This is a genomic window from Hyphococcus formosus (assembly GCF_046736345.1).
Classification (GTDB): Bacteria; Pseudomonadota; Alphaproteobacteria; order Caulobacterales; family Parvularculaceae; genus Hyphococcus; species Hyphococcus formosus.
This window is the reverse complement of sequence record NZ_CP157210.1, coordinates 924,737-948,012: the sequence shown is the minus strand read 5'-3', so window position 1 is coordinate 948,012 and position 23,276 is coordinate 924,737. Positions and strand designations below refer to the sequence as shown.

Sequence of the window (23,276 nt, the reverse complement as noted above, 5' to 3'; positions counted from 1 at the left end):
TATTGAGCAATCACTCAAATGTTACGTTCGGTGAGGAGAGACCGGATCGGACTGCCGGTTTGGATCAGAAACGGCACATTAATGGCATTGGGCTACGCCAATGGCCGATTTCGTACTCTATCGAAATAATCGGCTGGAATTTCGGTTCATGTGGACGAGCAAATTAAGTTGCGCAACAATGGCACTAATAAAGAGCACACAAAAGGCATTGTAAAAATGGTCAAAATAATTGGGGGGAGCGCCGCTGTAGCGCTTTTTGCAGGATTATCAGCTGCATTTTATTTCGCGGGATCGCCGGTTGAGGCCGTCCAACCCAAGCCAGACGTGCCGCCATTGTCTCAAGTCGGACCATGGTACCCGGCGACCTTCAATATCGAAGAGCCCTATATCAATATTTTGCACGCAAGTTCGCTTGAGTGGTCTGGAGACGATAAAAACACCAAAGAACTTTTAGAGGGCGGCTATATTGATCCGTCTACGGGATTACCAGTCGAGTTACCAAACGGGAAGACGTTAACGACGGGGGTCTATTTTACAGGCAATTCCGACGTTCAGAAAGGGCATTGGGACGGAGAGTGGGTATTAGAATGGGAAGGTAAAGCGGACCTGTCTATTCTCTACTTACCTAAAGAACTTCAATGGCGAGCATCGAAAAACCGAATTGAATTTACGCGTGATTTTAAAGGTGGAAAAACACCATACCACGCCGCAATTCAGGTGAAACGATTAAAAGAGCCATTAAAAGATTTACGCATTTATCGAAAAGAAAACGAAAAGGCGCTCCGTGCAGGGAAGGTATTCACACCAAAATTCACGAATGCGGTCGGTAAGTATGACATCGTTCGCTCTATGGACCTGCAAGAGACAAATCGCGCAGCCGTCAGGTCTATTGATGATTTACCGGGTGAAAATGCCCCATTCTGGGGCAATATTGCCTATATCAATAATCCGTCTCACAAACCGCCTTATCGATCTGCGCCACTAGAGCCAATTTTCAAAATGGCCGTGGAAGCAGATAACATGCTTTGGACCCATGTGCCGATCACACTTGGCGCGCCACTGGATATTTTTGACTCGGAAGTGATCGTACCGGACTTCGGCGGATGGGCTGGTAATTACCGCAAGCTAGTGCGCGAAAACCCGGAACAAGTTCTCGCTAGCCCGGAGTGGGATCGATATGCCGACCATTTTGTCGAAAGCCTTATCGATAGCGGCTATCCGGCTGACCGAACACTTTATGTGACAATATCAAACGAAGTTTGGAATTTTGCCGGACAGTATTTCTTGACCACGCAATATGCCTGGGGGCTAGGCGAAGGTTTCGGCCCGAAACTGGGGATACCGGGTGGATATAACCGAACCGGGTATGGCGTTGCGTCCGCGCATTGGAAGCTCGCTCTCGACAAAGCGCTTAAAAAAGCGGGCCGCGATCAAAAGGTGATTTATGTGATCGAAGGGCAGGCCGTGAATCCTGCAACAACCTACGATGCGCTTAATGCTGCAAAAGCATATATGGAGCACAGAGGCGAAAATTGGTCGGATCACGCCGGCTCGTTTGGGGTCTCGGTTGCGTCCTATTGGGGATCTCACGAATTTACGAAATTTCGCATCGACGCCAATGACCTTCAATCCATCGAGGAATGGCTAGTTGGCGGGCCGGATAACCATCTTGCAACCCTAAAGGCGGTCATAAAGTATTTCCGGACACACGCAGACGAGGCCAAGAAGTTTGGCGTCCCGTTTATCGGAGCCTATGAGGGTGGATCTCACTTCAATCGGCCGAAGGACATGGATAAAGACCGATACACCGAATTCATGTGGGGCAAGGGTGGTTACGCCGGACGGATAAATCGAGCCGTAAATGAGGCTCTGGCGGCCGAATTCCCGGGGGTGATTCTGTCAAATTACGTATTGGCTGGCGCGAAATCTGATGCCTATTTCGAAGGCCCCCTCGGCGCAGACAATAGCTATGCAAAAAGCTGGGAACCATTTTTACGAAAAACTAGCCCGGAAGAGTGAGCCTGGCCCTGCGAAATCGAGGATTCTGCTTGACGATCCGCAGAAAAAGTTTACCTAGTGCACATCTTCCGAAATCCTCTGGAGATTTGATAACGTCGGAACGGCGTTAGCGAAACTGTGTCTTCCAGCATGAGGGCTGTTCACAATGGCGAAAAAGAAGAAATCAGGCGGTGACGCCCCGGTGCTCGAAGGAAAAGCAGCGGAAGTCAAAAAGAAGAAAAAGACCAGCCCGTTAGAGTTCATTCAACAGGTTCGGAATGAGGCTGCAAAGGTTACGTGGACGACCCGTAACGAAACTTTGGTTTCGACGATTATGGTGTTGATTATGGTCGCCATCATGTCGCTTTTCTTTTTCGGCGTCGACCAGGGCCTAAGATTCGCAGTCTGCAACATCCTGCCGATCGATTGTGTTGGCGTGGGCAATTAACCGCTAAGAAACGGACAAATAGTCATGGCGAGCAACTGGTATATCGTTCACGCATACTCGAACTTTGAGAAAAAAGTTGCCGAGTCGATCCTGCTTTCAGCGCAGGATAAAGGGCTTTCCCACTTTATCGAAGAGCTTTTTGTACCGACCGAAGAAGTGACGGAAGTCCGCCGAGGCCGGAAAATCAACACAGAGCGTCGCTTCTTTCCTGGCTATGTGCTCGTAAAAATGGTGATGAACGACGACACTTATCACCTGATCAAAGATACGCCGAAAGTGACCGGGTTTTTAGGGTCTGGTAATAAACCAATGCCAGTTCCGCAAAAAGAGGTCGACCGGATCCGCGGTGTGATCGAAGAAGGTGAATCTCGTCCACGTTCGACCATCACCTTCGATGTCGGCGAAAATGTTCGGGTTATCGATGGCCCATTTGCGTCATTCTCCGGAATTGTCGAAGAGGTCGATGAAGACGCTGAGCGCGTTAAAGTCGCGGTTTCGATTTTTGGCCGTGCGACGCCTGTAGAGCTCGAATTCACACAAATCGAAAAGACCACCTAGGTCTCGACCTTTTCTTGCGATCCGTTGCGCAATCGACCGAGGGTCGCAAGGTCAAACCAAAGGTTCACCGGGTCCCATCGCGGCTTTAGAGCGGCGATGGCATTAGGCGTATAGATGTCCTTGATGTTCTCTGGCATAGTCGCAATTCCGCCTTTCTTTAGTAGGCGGTACAATATTTGTTTTTGGAAATGGCGTTCCGAATATCTTCGTAATCGACGCCGATAGAGCGCAAGATCACGCAGATTAAGGCCCAACGACTCAAATTCGAACGTCGCATTGGCCGTTGCAACGATGCGGTCTGTATAACTATCGTCCTCACCGCCCTTCAAATCGGTCAGGAGCAAATAGGAAATCAATCCGTCCTCACCCTTGGCACCGAAGGGGAGGTGCAATTGTAACTCTCGGAAACGCCGGACTGCGCCTTTCGACATCGCGTATAGATTGCCGCTGATATAGTTGTGGACGAGCAATGTCCTCGCCCATTTTCGGCGGCTCCTGCCAGTAACGGGCAGTGCACCGGCGGCATAATGCTCAGGATTATCAGCTAACGCTTTAGCAAGTGCAGAAATTGCCCCTATGCTTGGTTTGATGTCGCCATCCAGAAAAATGTGGGCATCTGCATCGGTATCTGCAATGCGGTGAACATATTCGTTCCAAGCATTCGCCTTGTCGCCCACCGGCAATTCATGGACTAATATCTCTGCCTTTGCTGAAGCAAGGGCATTGGCGACCTCAGCGGTGTTGTCTGAGCAACCATTAACCAGAATATGGATACGATCTTTTGCTCCCAATCCCGCGGCGGGCAGGGCATTGACGCAAACCGGCAATAGCCGTTCTTCGTTTCTGGCAAATATACAGACCGAGATGCGCATATAATTCGAATATTCTGTTTCTTATCGCCGTTCTAGCAAAAGTGTCTGAAAACTAAACTTAGCCGTTTTGCGGATTGCCAGAAATTCTGCAATTCTTTTGCCACCTGCTAATTTAGCTTGAGCGGACACGATTCCGATTATTATGATCTGCGCATTGTGAATAAGGGAGGTTCCATGAGCGATAAAGATGCCCCTAGGGCAAAATTTCGTGCCATGACGGAGGGAACTCCAGAAGATTGGGGCATCATTGCCGGCCAATTTATGCCGTTTGCAATGCAAGGCGGAAAGCGAATTATCGATCATTTGCGCATTTTAGAAGGCGACTATGGCGGGTTCCCTGTCGATCGTCTGGAACATAGTCTTCAAACGGCAACGAGAGCATTCAAAGATGGGAAAGACGACGAGTATGTGGTGTGTGCGCTATTGCATGACATCGGTGACACATTAGGAGCCTTCAACCACCCAGATATTGCGGCCGCCATTGTGAAACCATTTGTGTCTGAAGCCAATCACTGGATGGTTGAGAAACATGGCATATTTCAAGGGTACTACTTCTTTCACTATCTGGGTCTGAACCGTGACATGCGTGAAGAATTTCGCGGTCATGAACATTTTGAGCGCACGCAAGAGTTTTGCGAAAAATACGACCAAGCGGCATTCGACCCTGATTACGAGTCTATGCCCCTAGAGGCCTTTGAACCCATGATTATGAAACTATTCGAAACGCCAAAGAACACGGTTTATTCCGTGGAATAGGTTTATGGTAAAATTCGTCGTTCACGGAAGAAGTTATAATCTTCCATGCAAGCCTGGGCGAATTTTGCAAGGTCAGGAGAAAGAACAATATCTTTTTCCGTGAAGGGTAGGAAACTCGTCGAGGCATTTACCGCATCATACCAATGCGCGCCCCATATACCATCCGTTTCCCGAGCGCCTAAGGGCCAGCTAAGCATCGAGTCGAAATATTCGATCTCCAATGCATTGCATAATTTTGGCAACATGCCATCAGGCTGTTTTAGAATGTCGGTCGCGTCAACAATTGGAGCAGGGGAGCGTTCATAAATTTCACGCTGGATTCGATAGCTTTCGATAATTGGCGCAACATCGTCCAGTTTATTTTTATATGACGCAACCATAGAGACCGGGTCTCTAATAAGGTGAAACATCCGGGTCCCATCTAACCAATCGAGAGAGGGCGCGTACGTAAAATGAAAGGCAATATGTTTTTCAAAAACATATTGCGTCGTGTTTTTTTGTAGTTCCTCCATTACGATCGTCCAATCATTTGATTGATCGCGCAAAATCTCATCGCGCATCGGATGATCGGCACCGCTGCTTCTTAAATACGCCGCATAAAAGGGTTCATCGACGACCTTTGTGTCTGGACGACTTTCAAAACTCCGCATCATGGTCGTCGATATATTCCGCGGACCGGAGAGCATCGTAATACGATTGTTTGCAGCACCCATAATTAACGGCCTTTTGCTGCATCGTCTTTTATTCGCTGCTGATAAAGTGATTGTAGGCGATCAACCATCGGCCCCCGTTCCGTTGAAATGGCCCGGCCATCAACTTCGCGAACTGGCGAAACGCCTGCGAAGGTTCCGGTTATGAACGCTTCATCTGCACCATAAACATCGTGTAAAGAGAAATTCTTTTCTCGTGCAGTAATTCCATTGGCACGAGCAAGCTCAAGAACGATGCTACGGGTTATTCCGCCGAGGCAGTAATCACCGGTGGAGGTCCAAATTTCTCCATCGCGGACAATAAAGAAATGTGTCGAATTACAAGTCGCGACAAAGCCATGCGGGTCAAGCATGAGTGCCTCATCCGCATTTGCCTTCGCGGCTTGAATGCAAGCTGTGATGCAATTCAATTTGGAATGCGAATTTAATTTCTGATCCTGACCATCAGGATAACCGCGCCGAACATGCACAGTGAATAGCCGCGCGCCTTGTGTGGCTGTTGATGCAACAGGCTTTTTGAATTCCGGAATAATCACAATTGTAGGCGGGGTAATCGTAGCGCGAGGGTCCTGATAGGGCGTCGCTTTGATGCCACGGGTAACCATCAAACGTATGTGCGCGCCGTCATGGGCTTCGTTTGCATCAAGGCACTTATAAAGTCGTTCTTTAAGTTCCGCTTTCGACACATTCATATCGAAATCAAGCGTCTTGGCACCGTCATACAGGCGGCGCAGATGCTTATCGAGGAAAGCAATTACACCTTTACCATCTGGACCCGAATGAACCCGCAATCCTTCCCAAACACCATCACCAAGCACAAACCCTGAATCGAAAACTGAAATTGTCGCTTCGGCGCGCGGCGTCAATTTGCCGTTGATATCGATCAAAATATCATTGTTCCGCGGATCTGCTTCGAAGGCGTGGGTTGAATGTGTCATGAATTTCTCACGGCTGTTATGTCTGAAGAATGTTGGAAATTAGGGCCATTTAGGCATTAGCGCCATTGTTATAGCTGAGAAAAATTCGCCGCATGTAGGTAGAGGGTTGGTCGGGGATTGCAGAGAAAAGGGATTTGGCCGAGGTAGTCCGTTTTCAATAACCGAGAACGGAAAATGATCATTTTTCATTTGAATTATGAGACAGCACATTATTCGCACAATTTATATTGTCGCAAATTATATGTTGCTAATGTGGAGGGTAAAGAGCGCGCGAGAAACCCCTTGCGGATCAGATTTCACGCGCGCTCTCACTGTATTCCCAAAGGTTCCCCCGCTGGCTCTCCCTCCAGCAATCACCATTTGGGCCGGTATTCTCCCGGGTTGAGGCTAGAACGGCCAATTCGCTGACTATAGGAAATTTTGGCCATAAAGGCTCAAAAACTTGCCAACGGTATTTGAAGCGCACTTTGCACACGCATTTGTTGGATCTGGGCGATCAATCTGGCTTGGTTATCGATGAACTGTTTGGGCGTTACGCCAATAAACGTTTTGAACTCTTTGATGAAATGAGATTGGTCATAAAATTTGGACCCAGCAGCATTCATCCAGGCTGTTTCGCCAGCACGTATTCTATCCGCAGCTCTTAGCGCCCGATATTTCCTCTGTAGGAATTTTGGCGACGCGCCAAAGTATAATTTTGCAAGTCGGTCTGTCTGGCGGCGCGAGACATCCATCGCTTCCATCAAGGCATCGAGCCCTAGGTCATTCGGATCAAGCAGCCAATTGGCTAATTCAACGGGATATCGCTGCCGGATGTGTGCCTCGCGCTTATTTAATTGGTCAACGAAATACCGATCAGCGGCAGCACTCATTTCAGCGAGGGTTTCAGCATTGCGAATTTCCTCGATTGACGACATCAAAATCCCGCCGGAAAACGCGGTTAAATCAATGACTTTGTCAGCGAGTTCTTCAGCGCTAACCCCAAATAAAGCGTGCCAGCCTTCGGGGCGTATTCCGACGCCAAATACCGCCGTTTTTGGCTCAATCATCAGGTTGTACGAACCCAATGTCGGACCGAGTAAAAATGCCGACATGCTTGGTTCCAATTGTCCGCCCGGCATTTGCAGCATTCCGCCACCGCGTAGAATAACCCGAATATTGCCAAGCTCCGCACAAAGAGTTTCAGATGATGCAATATCAACAGAATAGAAATAATACGCACGCACATAATCACGCAAATCGCTGCGTGGCATGTAATAACGTAGTTCCATTTACGACCTATTCTTCCTCAAAACTGATCGCACACCATAACAGATTTTGCGCGGTTTTGTGTAAAAGAACACGACTATATAACGTCAGTCAAAGCCCATAACTGAAGCGAGATTTCGCTTCGGGTTTAACAAGTAATATTACAATAAAAACAACAAGATATAACTTGTTCATAAAGTGCCGTGCAACACCATGCCATCGAATGCTGGTTCAATTCCTGGCGGCAATTCATCGAGCAATGACCGATAATCCATTGTTACATGGAGGTTTGTAAGCACCCCGGATTTTGGCCCTACCCGTTTCAGCCAATCCAGCGTCAGATCAAGATGGGCATGGGTTTTGTGGGGGGTGCGCTGAAGCGCATCGACAATCCAGCAATTCACGCCGTCGAGGATCGAGAAACTTTCTTCCGGAAGGCCGACAACGTCGCTTGAATACGCCACGTCGCCAACTCGAAAGCCAAGCGAATTCACGCTTCCATGAAATTGTAGAAACGGAATGAATTCCAATCGACCGCTCGGGCCATCAATTGATACTTTGTCGCCACAAATCGGCATATCGATTTTGTCTAATATAGGCGGGTACGGACTTCCCGGGGCCTGTTCGAAGCAATAATCAAATCGATTTAAAAGATTGCCTGATGTCGATTGATCTATGTAAACCGGAATTCGCTTTTTCATCTGAATTGCAAAAACACGGAGATCGTCTATTCCGTGACACTGATCAGCGTGGTCATGTGTGAACAAAACCGCATCCAATCGGGCACATCGTGCCGCCAAAAGTTGCGCACGCATATCTGGGGACGTATCAACTAAAACGCTGGTCACCTTGTCCGGCTGATAGCCGAATTCGGGATGCTCTCTCTGCACCAATATGGAGCATCGTGTACGTCTATTTTTCGGCTCGGTCGGGTCACAATGGCCCCAGTCTCCCGAGCCGTCGGTACCGCCAAATCTGGGCACGCCACCAGATGAACCGGATCCGAGTACAATAATTCGAATATTTTTTGTCATTGCTCAGACATCGGATTATATGCGCGTGAAAAGCAGCGAAAGAAATTATCAGTCGTCGCTTTTTCAATTTCGTCTATCGAAACCTCTTTAATCTCTGCCAATTTTTCTGCGACATGCGTCACAAATGCGGGTTCGTTTCTGCGACCGCGCATCGGCACTGGCGCGAGATATGGGCAATCAGTTTCGATGAGAATTCGGTCAAGCGGCGTTGTTCGAGCAATTTCGCGAATATCATTCGCGTTCTTGAAGGTTATGATGCCAGAAAAAGATATAAACCCATCCATATTAAGGACGGCATCAGCTAGCGCTGGACCGCCAGTGTAACAATGCAGTAGCGGAATAAAGCGCCCTGCTTTCTGACTTTCAGTGAGTATATTCTTTGTCTCAACATCGGCATCACGAGTGTGAATAATCAACGGCAACTTCGTTTCACGCGCGGCGTCGATATGAGCTTTAAATATTTTCGCCTGAATATCGCGGTCTGAATATTCGTAATAATAATCTAGTCCGCACTCACCTATGCCTACTACGTCGTCATCACGCGACAGATCGATCAATGTCAGCGCTTTTAAATCGGGGTCATCTTTCGCGTAATGAGGATGCACCCCAACACTGCGCCATATCAGCGGGTTTGCTTGAGCAATCTTTTTAATAGCTTCGGTCGAAGAAAGCTGATCCGAAATTGTCAGCATAGCGCTTACGCCAGCCTCACGCGCGCGCTCAAGCACCTCATCCAGATCATCTTCGTATTTATCTGAATGGAGATTTACGTGACTATCTACAAACACTAAACTCGGCTCCCGCGCATTGAGGAACGAAGATCATGGGCCATTGCCATGATTAACTGACCGCGATCAAGATTGACCGCTTCTCCGCGAACCACAAGGCGCGAAAGGTTTTCCCAGCCCTCAAGCAATGCCCCTGCACTAATATTTTTCGGAAACATTTTATGCGGCATACCGAGGGCGGCCGATCGAGCACCATCGCTAATGGTCGACAAAACAGTGTCGCGAAATACCGGCCAGCGCCCCTCGCCCGCTTTACCGGTAACACCTGAAATGATTTTCGAGATATCGCTGTTCGACTGTGTTGCTTTCAAAAATGCATTCGCGAGACCGATGGCATCGACACCATCTCCAGCGGTCAATGTGAGCGCGTATCCCGGCCGCCCATGAGCAAAAGACGCAACACTGCTCGCTGTCGTATCATCGACCCCTTCTGAAATCAGAAAGTCTTTAACCGCGTCGTCTGGCATCTCTGGCAATTCTACGCGGCGGCAGCGTGACCGAATAGTCGGCAATAACCGTCCGGGTGCCGAGGATAATAATAGCAACAAAGTATCGCGGGGTGGTTCTTCAAGAACTTTCAACAAGGCATTCGCGGCATTACGGTTCAGATCATCAGCTGTATCGACAATAGCTACGCGCGCGCCGCCACCCGATGCCGTACGGCCCAAAAATGAAGTCAGCTTGCGAACCGTTTCAACGGTAATCTCCGACTGAAATTTTGCTTTTTTCTCATCCCACAATCGCTCGGCCACAAACAAATCCGGATGCGCATGTGCGCTAATCTGACGGAATGTTCGCGATGTTTCTGGCATGTCAAAACTGTCGGCACTAACGAGTGCATCTGGGTCTAATGCGGCCCGTGCAATTCGATAGGCAAGCGTTGCCTTGCCCGATCCCTCTGGCCCGGCAATGATCCATCCATGGCTGAAAACACCCTCATCCATTGTGGCGCGCAATTTTCTTTCCAGCTCAGTGCGGCCGAACTGATTTGCGCGACTATTGGGATGAATTAGCTCATTTTCCATTCGGATTTTCTAATCACTTTACCGCTGGATTAAAAGGCACACTCACAAAAGGGAAAGACGTGCCTTAACTTCCGATAGAACTCTCGCCGTGACCATATCGATATCGCCCGTCGCATCAATGACGGCACATCTTACCGGGTTACGCTTGGCGATTTCAAGAAATGCATTTCTGACATTCTCTTGAAATGCCGTCCCTTTGGACTCAAAGCGTTGTTCATTCCCGGATCTGGCTCCCGCGCGGGCGAGGCCGTCTTTTACAGGCAGATCGAGTATAATCGTGAGGTCCGGCTCGTTCGAACCGACCACGAGCTCTTGCAGCGCTCCTACCCGTTTTTCGCCAAGCGCGCCTGCAAGCCCCTGATAGGCCATCGTCGAGTCGGAAAAGCGATCAGAGATGACTACGGCTCCACGCTCTAACGCCGGGAGGATCACACGCTCCAGATGATCGGCTCGAGCAGCGTACATCATCAATGCTTCGGTCATTGGGGACCAACGATCCGCAGCCCCTTCAAGAAGCAATTTACGAATGGCTTCAGCGCCATCCGAACCACCTGGCTCTCGCGTTAAAACAACCTCTCGTCCGGTCGCACGAACAGCATCGGCTAGCCGTTTTATCTGCGTTGACTTTCCGGCCCCATCACCACCTTCGAAGCTGATGAAAACACCGGGTTTGCCTTTCTTGCCCGACATTATTCGCCAGCTATCGCGGTATCAGTGGACTCTGGTTTTGCCAAAAGCTTCATTGCCGCGAGGCCAATTTTGCCCCAAACGCTCGCTTCTTTAACGGCCTTTCCGGCATAGAGAGCGTATTCGCGCGCCGGACCATTTTCTGCTTCAACGCGCAATGTGCCAATTTGCTGGTTCTCCGAAATCGGCGCAGAGACCGGGCCCTCATAGATGATTTTCGCTTTGACGTCGTCCAGCATTGACCGATGCAGCATTAGCTTGACGGGCTCATGCGTGATCAAAGGTACAGTCTTGTCCTTGCCTTTAAAGACCTGCGCATCGCCGACGACTGAACCGGCTTCGAAAATCTTCTTGCTGGAAAAATCATTGAACGCAACGCGCATCAAACGGGCAGACTCCGTGGCGCGCTGGCGCTCTGAATCTAAGCCATTGACAACAACGATCCGGCGCTCGTTGTTCTGTACAGCCGATCCCACAAGGCCGTAACCCGATTCTTCTGTATGTCCCGTTTTTAACCCGTCCGCGCCATCAACCATCCCAAGAATTGGATTCCGGTTTGATTGACGAATTTTTTCCCAAGTGAATTCGCGTTCGGCGAATAGCGCATAATATTCGCCATATTCCGAAATAATTTTACGGGTCAGAATGGCGAGATCCCGCATGCTCATTTTCTGATTGGGATGCGGCATTCCGTGAGGATTTGCAAAAGTGGAATCGTTCAATCCCCACTCATGAGCCTTTCTGTTCATGAGTTCCGCAAAGGCCTCTTCCGAGCCAGAAATGTTTTCCGCGACAACGATACAGGCATCATTACCGGATTGAACAATAATACCGCGCAAGAGATCGAGCACCGGAATGCTCGTATTTACGCGCACCCACATTGAGGAGCCCTCGCGCTCGCGCCATGCTTTTTCAGAAACGTCGAACTCATCACTCAGCTGTAGTGAGCCATTTTTTAGCCGCTCGAAAACAATCGCCACGGTCATCAATTTTGACATCGATGCCGGTGCGGTCGGTGTACGCGCGTTTTTCTCGTAAAGGATCTCGCCCGTGCGATAATCCATAATCAGCGCATATTCTGCCGGCGTCGTAATGGCACCCTGTGCCATGGCTGATGGCACCACACCCGTAACCGTCGCAAATAAGATCGCAACACCAACACGGAATTTCGAAAACAACAAAGCTCAACTCCCTTGGAAATTCACTCCAGCCGCATAAGCGACAAAACAATTCTATTCAGGCACGACTAAGGCGTAATGGTGACCAACGCGGCATCATTATAGCCTGCACCGCGAACCGCAGCCAACTTTTCGCCGGCCGTTTCGATCGATGAAAACGGCCCAAGATTAACCCGATAAAACACTTTGCCTTCATCGGTTTCAACACGCGAAAGCCGCAATGTGCCAATATCGCCCAACTGCGCACGCAGCGCATCAATATTATCCAATCGCGAAAGCGCCGCCACGCGAATGATATAGAGCGCTTCGACAGGCGTATCAGCGCTTGGCGTTGGATGGACAAATTTTGCGTCATCTGGATCGGGCGTGCCGAGATCCGCCGCAGGGATTTCGGCGGTCTGTCCTCCGGCCGCTGATCCTATCGCAACATCTTCGGCTCCCTGGGTCAGGGCCGGTGCCTGCTCAATTTCGGTCAGAAGGCTGGAAATCTCTGTTCGTTTTGGCTGGCCGCCTTCGTTGCGCGGCTGGGACCTGACCGGAGCCGCGCGTGCTACCCGCTCACTTCGGCGCGGTGCAGAGGCGGTTAACGGTGCCCTCCCCGCATATCGCACCCGGACTTTGGCGGTTCCTTGATGCTCGAACCCGAGCTTTCTTGCGGCCGCTCGAGACATATCGATGATGCGATCACCCACAAACGGACCACGGTCGTTCAACCGGACAACCACCGAGCGCCCATTCTCAAGGTTCGTCACCTCGACCATGGATGGCAGCGGAAGCGTCGTGTGTGCCGCTGAGAGCAGATTCATATCGAAAATTTCGCCATTTGCGGTCAGCCGGCCATGAAATTGCTCACCATACCATGACGCTATCCCCACGCGGTCATAATTTGGGTCTTCCTTGGGGTGATACCAACGGCCCGCCACTTTATACGGGTTTCCGACTTTATAGTGGGGAGAGCCGCCAGCCCCGCGCTGTGGCGCGGTGGTACATGCCCCTAAGAGCACAAAAACACAGATTATCAGCCAATTTCGGGAAATGGTCATATGCGCGAAGACGCCTCGGTTAATTAGGCCAGCCAGCCGATAAACAGACATATGCGACTCGGCACATTCCGGCAATAACCCCCGCCTGTGGGAAAGCTTAACCAATTTCTGAGAAAAAACCTGCAACTAAGTGCTTGTCATTTTTGACGAGCGCGTTATCTCTCCCTCCGCGCATTTAGCGCGCAGGGCCAATCGGGCTTCAGCGCGCGCCCGGAGGGGTGGCAGAGTGGTCGAATGCGGCGGTCTTGAAAACCGTTGAGCGTGTGAGCGTTCCGTGGGTTCGAATCCCACCCCCTCCGCCAGTGCCTTACCTGACCGGTTGGAATTCGGTAAATTTATAGCCGGCCGAAGCCGCTCCCCGATCATTGACTCGCGCGCCCTCTCCGCTTTCTACAAATGCCTCAATCTACGAAAATACATACTTCGAGTGGGGATATTTCGTTATGGTCATCAGACCGGGGCCACTGACGCAGAGAACCAACAAGCCACACGCTATCACCAGGTTTTCTATAAATAACGGCGAGACCATCTCTGCCGCGATATCAAAATGAAATACAACTGCGGTTACGAGCGAAAATCCCGCGAGGAGAATGCACGCACTTCTCGTCTTCCATCCCAACAAGATTGACATGGCGGACGCCAATTCGAACATGATGACAATCGGTAAAATCATTGCCGGAACATTATGCCCAATCCAATATGATTGGGTTTCCGCGTAAAACAATATTTTCTCGATACCCGATCTAAGAAAAATACCGGCCAGCGCTATCCGGCCGAACAACAATCCAATTCCGTATATACTCAAAATATGACGGCTGTCTCGCCGTAAGGAAACGAAACTAAACATGACCTGAACTCCCCTTTTCGGCACGATGAATTACTTTGCTTTAGGTGGCGTGTGTGCGATCAGAATTATTTCTCCAATCGCACAGGAGCCTCATAGTTCGCTTACTGATTTACCGCGAATGTTCGGCCACTTTCTCTCGGCATCCTTGATAATTTTCCCGGGGTTCTTTTTGTATTTACGGAAGATCTCATCATTGACAAAAAGATATAGCTTTCCATCGACGATATCGGCGTATCGCGGATCACCATCTAGTTTTTTGCCAAGCGCAACTGCAAAGGCGCAAAAGCCGCCATACTGGGGCAGGTATGATTGCGGATCGGCCTCAATTAATTTTGCAGTTTTCTTCGTCGAAAAATAATAGGAAACACCATCATAAACGACGGCATGTGAAGCATTGCCGTCCGTAACAGCACCAAACTTTGACAAAACTACCGTATCAACGCCATGAACGCCCAACGGCGAACCACTTAAGGTATTCCCCGAGGAGACATTGTATTCATCGGCGGCGAATGCTTGAGACTGAACGATAGCCGCAGCAAGAAATGCGGCAGCCGATATTTTTGTTATGCGTAACATGTCTTTGTCCTTTCATTATAGGTAAACACCGGCACCCGTGACTTTCAAAACAGCGGAACGAACCCGCTCCTTACACCGCCTTGCGGACGACCGACCCGATATCTTTTTATTCCGTATACGCCGTTCGGATAGTCCGATATTATACCTATGGATTTATACGTATCTAAGATCGCGGCTGATCTATCGATCACTATGCTTGTGAAAACAGTTCACGTATCCGCCGCCAAAAACTCAATTATTTTGAAGAATTTGTTGAAATAGAATGCTGCCCCGTTGTTGGGAGGATAACGGGGCAGCTGGGGACGTGCGCTGGACGGCTGCGCACGGGGGCGAAATTTTATTTGTAGGCTTTCCGAATTTCCTTCACTGCGACGGATGTCGGGGCCACGTGATTAGAGATCATCCGGTAATTGGTCATCGCAGCAGAAAAGCCGTCCCACTTCGGGAGTTGAGCGGCAGCTGTTGCGTCATAAGCGACATAAACTTCGAAACCTTGCTCAACTAACTCCCGCATGTGGGATTCTGTGCAGAGATTGGCCGACATCCCGGCGAGTACAATTTTGCTGATACCGGCTTTTCGCAATTGTAAAACAAGATCGTTGCTTTCAGGCCCGTAAACTTTGTGAGGACTGGTCACAACTGTTTTGCCATCATCAATATATCGCTTGTATTGCTCAAGCCAGTCAGCCCCCGACCCTTCAAAGCCATCGAGCGAAAGAGCATCCTCTCTATCGAACATGCCGATCGAATGCATCAAAGCCTCTAAAGTGCCTTCCATTTTCCAACGATGATCGTGTGGATAATAATAATGCGGAGAGATGAAAACGGGCATGCCGACATCTTTCGCGGTCTCAAACAGTGCATCGATATTTTCGACTGTTTTATTCTCTGTGACGTTTTTACCAACGACGCCCCAGGTGACGCCGTCAGGGCTCAGGAAGTCATTTTGTGGATCGGTGACAACCAGTGCTGTACGGCCTGGCTCAATACTCATGCCGGGGTCAGGAAGCCCGTCATCGGCGGCGACATCACCGACATACAAAAACAGACATAAAGCGACACCCGTCATTAGGCCGCTTAGCTTGACGGTTTTCTTTATTTGTTCGTTACGCATAGCCATACTCCTTCTTTCCAGATTAGAGAGGTCTTTCATTAGTCCGCGACATCGCGGCGAACGAAAAAGTGAGCGCGTCCGTCCTTGCGGCAGTGCGCTAAATTAAAATTAATGAGTGTGCCGCCCAGAACTGTGACCACATCACGGTTGCAATGCGATGCCAGCATTTTGACCAAACAAAGCGGCTTCGTGTCGCTCCGTACACCATCGGGTTTTATTGGCTCGAGGATTTCCGCGTAGCGCTTTGCACAACCATTTCTGCCGGATTTTTTGCTTCCAGAGCGGTTCTTTTCTAATGGCGGAAGTTCGATAACGACAATACGAGAATGTGTCTGGTCGCTCATGGCTGCCTCCTCGTCGGGAATGAGCTTAAGAAGCTCGACATCGCCAACAGTAAGGCAGCCTATTGTGAAGCGGTATTAGGAATTGTGCCTAGCGGTTTTTACTTATATGCACGAATGCGTGATATTCGCTTAACAGGAACTCGGAAATGTTCCGATCTCTTCAAGCGCTTTTAGCAAATCTTCATCCGTGAACGGTTTTTCGAGAAATTTATCTACGTTCAGGCTTTTGGCCTGCCGGTAATCCGACTCTTTAAATTCTCCAGAGATTAAAATAACCGGCGTCATGTCTCCCGAGCTTCGCAGCCGGTCCACCAGCTCAAGCCCCGACATCGCTGGCATATATAAGTCCAAAACAACGACTTTGGGCTTAAGGTCACTACGCAGAAAATCGATTGCTGAATCGAAGGATTGCGAACTAAATCCCGATACGGTCAACAACGCGCTCAAAGAGTCGCGAACGGCGTCATCATCGTCAATTATCGCAAGATCTATTTGTTTCAATTTATTTATCACGGGACCATACGCAGCAGGTAATCTAAGCCCCTTAGCGCTTGATACACGCTCGGCTCTTCATATTATGTATATTGAGCATTTTCGGCAATATAAGCATTATTACTTATATTTTCGCTGCCTCGACTTGCAAACTCATCCGCACTAGGTGGGACAGCGAGTTCGCCCCCATTTTCTCCATGACTCGTGACCGGTGAATCTCAACGGTTCGCGCACTGATATCGAGCTTAAAGGCGATAATTTTGTTCGGATGACCTTCAACCAGCAAATCCATAACCTCTCGCTCTCGCGGTGTGAGCCGGCTAATATTTTGGGTGATCTTTGCCGCTTCTTTAGCGAATTGCCTGCGCTCAAGCCCGACTTCATGAGCTTTGTTCAATCGGTCAACGAGATATGAGTCATCTATAGGCTTTTCCACAAAATCGAAAGCACCGGCTTTCATCGCCTCGACAGCTAGCGGTAATTCGCTGTGCCCGGTCATGAATATAATAGGCGGCGATCCAGATAGCTCATTCAGAGCGCGTTGCACCTCAAGGCCCGTCATACCTGGCATCCGAACATCACATAAAATACAGCCTTTTGGTTCAGCTTCAGCAAAGTGTTCGAGCAACTCCCCGCCAGATGAAAATTTCTCTACGACAAAGCCCTCGGCCCCTAAGAGCGCTTTAAGCGAGTCCAACACATCCGGATCATCATCGACGACATATACGATCGGTTCTGTCACTCATCACTCCGCGGGTATTGCATCGTCTGACAGAGGCAGCGTTGCTTTGAACATCACGCCCCGGTCTGGATTGTCACTGACTGTCAATTTGCCGAAATGCTCTTCTATGATCGACTTCGAAATCGAAAGCCCCACCCCCATGCCATCGGCTTTGGTGGTGACAAACGGCCGAAAGACTGAATTTCTGATCTCTTCGGGAATTCCCGGGCCGTTATCAGAAACGGAAATTTCCAAATTTTGCTCTACGCACCTCGTTTGAACGATGATCTCTGCATCTGAGACTGAGCCAAGCGCATCAAGACTGTTTTTAACCAAATTCACAATAACTTGCTGAATTCTGATTTTATCAACCATAATCGAAACATCGGGCGCAACCGGAATATATTGAACTTGGCTTCTCGCAGCCAAATTTCCGTACATTGTGAGCTCGATTGCATCTTCTATGATCTCATTAATATCGACCAATATCTTGGTTGAACTATCTTTGCTGACAAAACTCCGTAGGCCACGGATTATTTCGGCGGCCCGTTTTGATTGTTGAATAGCCTTATCTAGAATTTCAGCGATACCGCGTTCATCAAATGCACCGTCAGATTGAATCACCTTTCGTGCGGCTTGCGTATAATTTATCGCAGCCGCCAGTGGCTGGTTTAATTCATGCGCAATATTCGAAGCCATCTCACCCATAGCGCCGAGCCGCGACACATGGTGTAGCTCGGATTGCAGGGCATATGCCCGTTGCTCACTGTCATGTAACGCCGCTTCAAATTCTTTACGTTTGGTGATGTCCCTGAAAGATACGACCGCGCCGACCAGGGCACCTTCATCCCATATGGGGGTGCTAATATATTCTACGGGAAAAGAACTGCCGTCTTTGCGCCAGAAAACTTCATCATCGACGTGATGGACTTTCCCGTCTTTGAACGCCGCGTGCACAGGGCAATCAAGATGGGAATAGTTTGATCCATTCGCGTGGGAATGGTGAATGAGATAATGGACAGACCGCCCGATAACTTCGTCTTTTTCAAAACCGGTTAATTGGAGCGCGGCCGGATTGACGAATAATGTGTTCCCCTCAGTATCCAGACCATATATCCCGTCGCCACTCGCAGCAAGAATTAGATCCTTATATCGCCGCAAGGCCTCATCTTCGTTCGTCGCATTGCTCGCGCTCAATTCTTCCCCCGCACCCACAACTGCAACGGGAAGTATGCACGGATATCCTAACTTGACAACTTGTTAATTTACGGACGATCACAATCATAACGATCGATACATCCGTACACTGGCGTTTTACTTGAATATAAAAACAATCGCAAAATAATGTGAAAGCATAGAGGCGTATTAATGCGAAAATAAAATCTTAGACCCACATCAGTTCCTGACACCTTCATGTAATGGCATGCGTAATCAGATTTGTGGGAATCTAAATCACTTTGGCGTTACACAGTTCGGACAGTTGCAAACAAGAAAATGCGCACCGAAAGACTCTTGCGCGGACGGATATTCTGCGCGTCTTTCAACTCGCGTTATTGTTGCCAATATTTGTGACTAATCGTTGCATCCGTATTATCGCCCATCAGGTCTAACAATTCTCCTGCGACCGTCGCAATTTTCGTCTCGTGGGGATGGTTCGCTAAGGGCGTTAGCAGTAATCGCGCTTCATGATCTCTACCTTGCGACCAAAGCAATATTGCGAGATTGACCGTTAGTGGAAGAACTTCCGGCGCGAGCCTATACGCATTAATCATAGCTTCCAATGCTTCGCTCGACGTTGCGCCTTCGGAAAGAAAATAGGACTGTCCCAACTTGAAATAGGCTCGGTAATCAGAAGGGTTTGCCGACATAACCTGCTGTAAATTTGCACGGGCATTATCGGTAAAGGAGATCCGATCAGCACCTTCCTGACCGGATGCCTCAAGTGCGGCATATCCGTGAAGGTACATCAAATCCGTGTCCGAAGGCGTTTGCATGGCCAACGATTCGGCGAGATCGAGGGCTAATAATTTGTCACCAAATTTAATATTTGCGAGAACCCAGGCCTTTTGCGCCGTCAGTGATGCGCCGGACGAATTCGCTCTATTTTTCGCCAGTCGCAAAATCTCCTCGCCATCGACGTCCTCATCTTCCGGGTCTAATGACGATCCTGCGACGCGTTCGTAAAGCATGAGATCCCGTGCATTACTATTTGAAACGGATACCGGCTTCGTAATTACTGAATTCTGACGCGGCACAGAAACAACATAGGCACCAATTTCCTTTTTTAGATAGGTACGCAGACGTTTTTCGAAGTCTTTGATTGTCATACCGATTGCATTTTCAAACGCCAATCTTGGATCGCTACCTGCGCGTTGATCCCGGATATACTGAAACAATTGCGCCTGGCGCTCAGTAGAAGAATAAAAATAGTGCGTCGCTAGCCACGCGGTTGCGTACAATCCGCTGACTTCGCGACCGCGCAGCTCGTCAACAAAGAACAATTCTACATCTAACATTGATCGCTTTAGCAATGTCGCATATCGTGCTATCGAAAGGTCGCCTATCACCGCTTTTTCATCGTTAAAATCGATCGTAGAAAAATACTCGGCAAATCCCTCTACGAACCATTGCGGATAGACGCCGGAAAAATTCCTATACATGAAGTGGTGAGCATATTCGTGCTGAAGAACAGTTTTCGCATCTAATATACGCACATTCGGGTCATCATATCCGATCAAAACCGTCACAATAGACTCTGGTGTCGCGCGGTAAAACCCGATTGCGGAACGCGGTACTTTCGGAGCAACATATTTCAGGTCGTTATAATTACTGACAACGAAAACTTTAATTGGAGGCGCATTCAAATCCTCCTTTGAACCCATCATTGTCCGTAAGACAGTATCGTATCGCGATAATTGCTCAGCGACTTCGATCGAATTTTTCTCGCCAATCTCGCTATAAACCTGCGCGACGTTGCTATCGACCCGATGCCATTCAGCAGTTGCTGTGCTGGTAAAACCAACACCAAGCGCGAATTTCAAACAAACTACAACGCTGATGATTTTTTGTTTCATCGCCCCACCCCCGAATAAACAAAATTTATTATCTACTTTTTGCCGTACACTGTCCGTCTATTATTGCCCTATTGTAAACCCCAATATTGTTTTTACGTACATGTAATAAATACATTACAAGCACCCTGTTCGTTTTATTTTTTTTTGAGGTCGACTTTATTTGAGCGCATTTATCGCGCAAATGGATGCGTTTGCACCGTGGTGTCAGAACCCGGATGCAAAGGAGCAGATTGAATAATAATAATAATCGCTCCTTCGCTTTGAGCTCCGCATTTATTTGTCCATCGGGTAAAGGGGCGTGATTTGTTGCGTCCCGGCGCAGCGATCACCAGCTTTGTCGAGGTCTGGCCCTGCAAGCAGGCGTGTTGTTTCAAGAAAAGCCATCACCGGTTTGCTGGTGACAATACTGCATTGAGTGGTTTCATTTGGCTCGAAGGAACTGAATTGCCAACTAACGACTGAACGCACCGGAATGTCGAGCGTTTCATCAAGAGTTGTGTCATTGCGGCTCCGTAATCGCGCTTGCTTGCCGGTAATCGGATGAGACGCGCTCATATCATGACACATCACTCGGGCCGTTACGGGTGTTTCCCGGCTCACATTATCGAGGTTCAATCTAACCACGCTGAGGCATTTGGCATTGATACCGTTAATTGATTGCCCGCCATGATAAAATGGATGCGTCCAAAATCGCTGACCAAATGCCCGTGACGCGGTGATGTCAGCAGGCGTCTCAATGCTCGCGCTCATCTCCGTCGCGCTTTCATAGCTTGGTTTCGGTTTGATTGGCTGAATGCCACCGGGTGGTATTTTTCGCTCAGGCTCGATTTCCGGTAATTGCGCATTGACCGACGATAACACCGATCCAACAAGAATGGCGAAAACTGTGAGATATTTTTTCAACGGTTGCTCTCCCCTGAAGAACCACTGAACTTTAGTTTATACGCCTACCCAGCTTTTTAAAAGTGCACCAACACCATAGGCCGTTCCCGCTGCCACCATTCCGATGGCAAACGTTTCAAGACCTGAAACCCACCAACGCGCGGTCGACCATTTCGACTTTAGTGTTCCAATCCCGAAAAAAACCGCACCCGTCATAATTGTTGCAGCGATCATTGCATGGGGCTGGGTTATAAATCCCGAGAATAAAAACGGTACTAGCGGAACTGCACCACATACAAAGAATGCAAGAAACGTCACCAGCCCTGCAATTTTCGGCGACCGCTCGACCTTTGGTGCACCGTGCTCTTCTTCCAACATGACTTTAACCCAGCGCTCGTGGCTCGCCGTAATAATTTCTACCGCGCGTTCGAGATCGTCTCCTTCAAAACCTTTCGCCGCGAATATCTGACGAACTTCCTCCCGTTCACCCTCTGGCGTAATTGCAATATGGCGCAGTTCCATCTCACGCAGGCGGTGATAATCATCCTGCTCAGCTTTCACGCCTGAATAATTTCCCGCGGCCATGGAAAAGCCATCAGCCAAGAGATTTGCCGCCCCCAAGATCAGAATGACATTTGTCGATAGAGCCGCGCCGGCGACACCAGCGACAATGGCAAAGGTCGTGACCGCGCCGTCAATGCCGCCAAAGACCCAATCTCTGAGATAGTTCGCCTGCGGCCCATCTTCGAGGCGCTTGGCGATTTCTTCGGGCCGGTGGCTGTGTTCAATATCTGCATGCATGTGCGAATTATGATGCGCCCCAGGAAAGCCCGTCAATAATAGGTTGCGCGAACAATATTCACTCGCAAAGAAAAATTCGCCACAACGGCCCTGAACGGCTGTTGGGCAGCAATGCGCCTATGTTAGCATAGGGGCCATTGCCACTAGGCCAATTGGGGATTAAACCCCTCTCCCCACTCGAACTCATATCAAAGAGCCGACCATGAAATATACACGCGTCCCCGAACTCAGCCTCAAAGCCTATACGGACGGCAGCCCTGCCGACCGCAAGGAATTCGAAGACGCTTTGTATGATGGGTTCAAGTATTTTGGCTTTATCATCCTGAAAGACCATAAAGTCAGCCACGAACTATTACGGCGCGCTTATGATAAAAGCGCAGAATTCTTTGCTCTGCCCGAAGACGATAAAATGCCGTTTTTCAGGCCGGATGGGCAACGCGGGTATACGCCATTCGGGCGCGAGCATGCGAAAGATTCAAAACATCCGGACCTGAAAGAGTTCTGGCATGTCGGTCGCGAGTTCCCTGAGGACTCCCCGCTTGCAGAAATTTATCCTCCGAATGTGTGGCCGAAAAAGCCGGAGAGCTTTCGTGATACTTTTCTTGAGCTTTTTGATGCGCTCGAAGAGGCAGGCATGGTCATGCTCGAAGCATTGGCACCCTCGCTTGATGTTCCACGTGATTTTTTCCGCGATATGGCGACAAATGGAAATAGCATTTTGCGCCTGTTGCATTATCCGCCCGTCCCCGATGGCGTAAATCCAAATGCTATTCGCGCTGCCGCCCATGAAGATATTAATCTGATTACTATTCTTGTTGCCGCAAACGGAAGCGGGCTAGAGCTTCTTGACCGTGACGGCAACTGGTTACCGGTTGAGACGGACCCGGACAATCTTATCGTCGATGCGGGCGATATGTTGGCGCGCGTTTGCAATGACAAAATACCGGCGACCACGCACCGGGTTGTTAACCCTCAAGATGGTACCAATGAATCGCGCTATTCGATGCCGTTTTTCATGCATCCACATTCAAACGCAGTTCTTTCCTGCATCGAAAGCTGTAAGGGCGAAGGCGCAAAATACGAAGACATCACAGCGGATGAATTCCTCAAACAGCGCCTTCGCGAAATCGGGTTGGCGTAAC

25 protein-coding genes and 1 tRNA gene are annotated in these 23,276 nt (G+C 49.3%); 6 read left to right on the top strand and 20 right to left on the bottom strand.

Features of this window, described 5'->3' with window-relative positions:
- The first annotated feature begins 216 nt into the window (after positions 1-216).
- From ABFZ83_RS04400 to nusG, 3 genes are all read left to right on the top strand, one after another.
- The gene (locus tag ABFZ83_RS04400; protein ID WP_411818215.1) at positions 217-2,019 is read left to right on the top strand and encodes a hypothetical protein; all 1,803 of its coding nucleotides are present in this window, start codon (positions 217-219) and stop codon (positions 2,017-2,019) included.
- 145 nt (positions 2,020-2,164) lie between these two features.
- Positions 2,165-2,446: a preprotein translocase subunit SecE gene (gene secE, locus ABFZ83_RS04395; RefSeq protein WP_411818214.1), complete on the top strand. Its 282-nt coding sequence runs from the start codon at positions 2,165-2,167 to the stop codon at positions 2,444-2,446.
- 24 nt (positions 2,447-2,470) lie between these two features.
- Positions 2,471-3,004, top strand: a complete 534-nt coding sequence (gene nusG / locus ABFZ83_RS04390; protein ID WP_411818213.1) for a transcription termination/antitermination protein NusG — start codon at positions 2,471-2,473, stop codon at positions 3,002-3,004.
- Here nusG and ABFZ83_RS04385 read toward each other — a convergent pair.
- A complete protein-coding gene (locus ABFZ83_RS04385; RefSeq protein ID WP_411818212.1) occupies positions 3,001-3,876 on the bottom strand; it encodes a glycosyltransferase family 2 protein in 876 nt (291 codons plus the stop codon). The two genes, nusG and ABFZ83_RS04385, sit on opposite strands and share 4 nt — an antisense overlap.
- Positions 3,877-4,050: 174 nt before the next feature.
- On the opposite strand from ABFZ83_RS04385, the gene ABFZ83_RS04380 reads away from it, so the two are divergent.
- Entirely contained in the window at positions 4,051-4,632 is a 582-nt protein-coding gene (locus tag ABFZ83_RS04380; protein WP_411818211.1) for an HD domain-containing protein, read from the top strand.
- 2 nt (positions 4,633-4,634) lie between these two features.
- On the opposite strand, the gene ABFZ83_RS04375 is transcribed toward ABFZ83_RS04380, so the two are convergent.
- The 9 genes from ABFZ83_RS04375 to ABFZ83_RS04335 all read right to left on the bottom strand — a co-directional run bounded on the left by ABFZ83_RS04375 (position 4,635) and on the right by ABFZ83_RS04335 (position 13,283).
- A complete protein-coding gene (locus tag ABFZ83_RS04375; RefSeq protein WP_411818210.1) occupies positions 4,635-5,345 on the bottom strand; it encodes an HAD family hydrolase in 711 nt (236 codons plus the stop codon).
- 2 nt (positions 5,346-5,347) lie between these two features.
- On the bottom strand, positions 5,348-6,280 hold the full coding sequence (locus tag ABFZ83_RS04370) for an aminotransferase class IV (RefSeq protein WP_411818209.1): 933 nt from the start codon (positions 6,278-6,280) through the stop codon (positions 5,348-5,350).
- 434 nt (positions 6,281-6,714) lie between these two features.
- Positions 6,715-7,551 carry a DUF6597 domain-containing transcriptional factor gene (locus ABFZ83_RS04365; protein ID WP_411818208.1) on the bottom strand — a complete coding sequence of 279 codons (837 nt, stop codon included), beginning with the start codon at positions 7,549-7,551 and terminating at the stop codon, positions 6,715-6,717.
- Positions 7,552-7,719: 168 nt separating this feature from the next.
- Positions 7,720-8,562: an MBL fold metallo-hydrolase gene (locus tag ABFZ83_RS04360; protein ID WP_411818207.1), complete on the bottom strand. Its 843-nt coding sequence runs from the start codon at positions 8,560-8,562 to the stop codon at positions 7,720-7,722.
- The gene (locus ABFZ83_RS04355) at positions 8,559-9,350 is read right to left on the bottom strand and encodes a TatD family hydrolase (protein WP_411818206.1); all 792 of its coding nucleotides are present in this window, start codon (positions 9,348-9,350) and stop codon (positions 8,559-8,561) included. The genes ABFZ83_RS04360 and ABFZ83_RS04355 overlap by 4 nt, the downstream gene beginning before the upstream one ends.
- Positions 9,350-10,375, bottom strand: coding sequence for a DNA polymerase III subunit delta' (locus tag ABFZ83_RS04350; RefSeq protein WP_411818205.1), 1,026 nt, complete (start codon positions 10,373-10,375; stop codon positions 9,350-9,352). Before ABFZ83_RS04350 ends, ABFZ83_RS04355 begins: the two co-directional genes overlap by 1 nt.
- Before the next feature lie 42 nt (positions 10,376-10,417).
- Positions 10,418-11,065 (bottom strand): dTMP kinase, encoded by a 648-nt coding sequence (gene tmk / locus ABFZ83_RS04345; RefSeq protein WP_411818204.1) that lies wholly within the window; start codon positions 11,063-11,065, stop codon positions 10,418-10,420.
- On the bottom strand, positions 11,065-12,243 hold the full coding sequence (locus ABFZ83_RS04340) for a D-alanyl-D-alanine carboxypeptidase family protein (protein WP_411818203.1): 1,179 nt from the start codon (positions 12,241-12,243) through the stop codon (positions 11,065-11,067). The genes tmk and ABFZ83_RS04340 overlap by 1 nt, the downstream gene beginning before the upstream one ends.
- Positions 12,244-12,308: 65 nt before the next feature.
- Complete coding sequence (locus ABFZ83_RS04335) at positions 12,309-13,283, bottom strand: septal ring lytic transglycosylase RlpA family protein (RefSeq protein WP_411818202.1); 975 nt, start codon at positions 13,281-13,283, stop codon at positions 12,309-12,311.
- A 212-nt stretch (positions 13,284-13,495) separates the two neighbouring features.
- On the opposite strand from ABFZ83_RS04335, the gene ABFZ83_RS04330 reads away from it, so the two are divergent.
- Positions 13,496-13,585: transfer RNA gene (locus ABFZ83_RS04330), tRNA-Ser, on the top strand.
- 104 nt (positions 13,586-13,689) lie between these two features.
- Here ABFZ83_RS04330 and ABFZ83_RS04325 read toward each other — a convergent pair.
- The 10 genes from ABFZ83_RS04325 to ABFZ83_RS04280 all read right to left on the bottom strand — a co-directional run bounded on the left by ABFZ83_RS04325 (position 13,690) and on the right by ABFZ83_RS04280 (position 22,134).
- Positions 13,690-14,130, bottom strand: coding sequence for a DoxX family protein (locus tag ABFZ83_RS04325; protein ID WP_411818201.1), 441 nt, complete (start codon positions 14,128-14,130; stop codon positions 13,690-13,692).
- Between the two features lie 90 nt (positions 14,131-14,220).
- Positions 14,221-14,706 carry a YHS domain-containing (seleno)protein gene (locus tag ABFZ83_RS04320; RefSeq protein WP_411818200.1) on the bottom strand — a complete coding sequence of 162 codons (486 nt, stop codon included), beginning with the start codon at positions 14,704-14,706 and terminating at the stop codon, positions 14,221-14,223.
- Positions 14,707-15,043: 337 nt separating this feature from the next.
- A complete protein-coding gene (locus ABFZ83_RS04315; RefSeq protein WP_411818199.1) occupies positions 15,044-15,820 on the bottom strand; it encodes a cysteine hydrolase in 777 nt (258 codons plus the stop codon).
- Between the two features lie 38 nt (positions 15,821-15,858).
- Positions 15,859-16,164 (bottom strand): hypothetical protein, encoded by a 306-nt coding sequence (locus ABFZ83_RS04310; protein WP_411818198.1) that lies wholly within the window; start codon positions 16,162-16,164, stop codon positions 15,859-15,861.
- A 129-nt stretch (positions 16,165-16,293) separates the two neighbouring features.
- Positions 16,294-16,665: a response regulator transcription factor gene (locus ABFZ83_RS04305; RefSeq protein ID WP_411818197.1), complete on the bottom strand. Its 372-nt coding sequence runs from the start codon at positions 16,663-16,665 to the stop codon at positions 16,294-16,296.
- A 115-nt stretch (positions 16,666-16,780) separates the two neighbouring features.
- Positions 16,781-17,398 carry a response regulator transcription factor gene (locus ABFZ83_RS04300; protein WP_411818196.1) on the bottom strand — a complete coding sequence of 206 codons (618 nt, stop codon included), beginning with the start codon at positions 17,396-17,398 and terminating at the stop codon, positions 16,781-16,783.
- A 3-nt stretch (positions 17,399-17,401) separates the two neighbouring features.
- Complete coding sequence (locus ABFZ83_RS04295; protein WP_411818195.1) at positions 17,402-18,574, bottom strand: two-component system sensor histidine kinase NtrB; 1,173 nt, start codon at positions 18,572-18,574, stop codon at positions 17,402-17,404.
- Between the two features lie 353 nt (positions 18,575-18,927).
- The gene (locus tag ABFZ83_RS04290) at positions 18,928-20,451 is read right to left on the bottom strand and encodes a hypothetical protein (protein WP_411818194.1); all 1,524 of its coding nucleotides are present in this window, start codon (positions 20,449-20,451) and stop codon (positions 18,928-18,930) included.
- Positions 20,452-20,724: 273 nt separating this feature from the next.
- Positions 20,725-21,354, bottom strand: a complete 630-nt coding sequence (locus ABFZ83_RS04285; RefSeq protein ID WP_411818193.1) for a hypothetical protein — start codon at positions 21,352-21,354, stop codon at positions 20,725-20,727.
- Positions 21,355-21,390: 36 nt separating this feature from the next.
- Positions 21,391-22,134 (bottom strand): VIT1/CCC1 transporter family protein, encoded by a 744-nt coding sequence (locus ABFZ83_RS04280; protein ID WP_411818192.1) that lies wholly within the window; start codon positions 22,132-22,134, stop codon positions 21,391-21,393.
- A 202-nt stretch (positions 22,135-22,336) separates the two neighbouring features.
- Here ABFZ83_RS04280 and ABFZ83_RS04275 point away from each other — a divergent pair, with 202 nt between their 5' ends.
- Positions 22,337-23,275, top strand: coding sequence for an isopenicillin N synthase family dioxygenase (locus tag ABFZ83_RS04275; RefSeq protein ID WP_411818191.1), 939 nt, complete (start codon positions 22,337-22,339; stop codon positions 23,273-23,275).
- Position 23,276 lies beyond the last annotated feature (1 nt).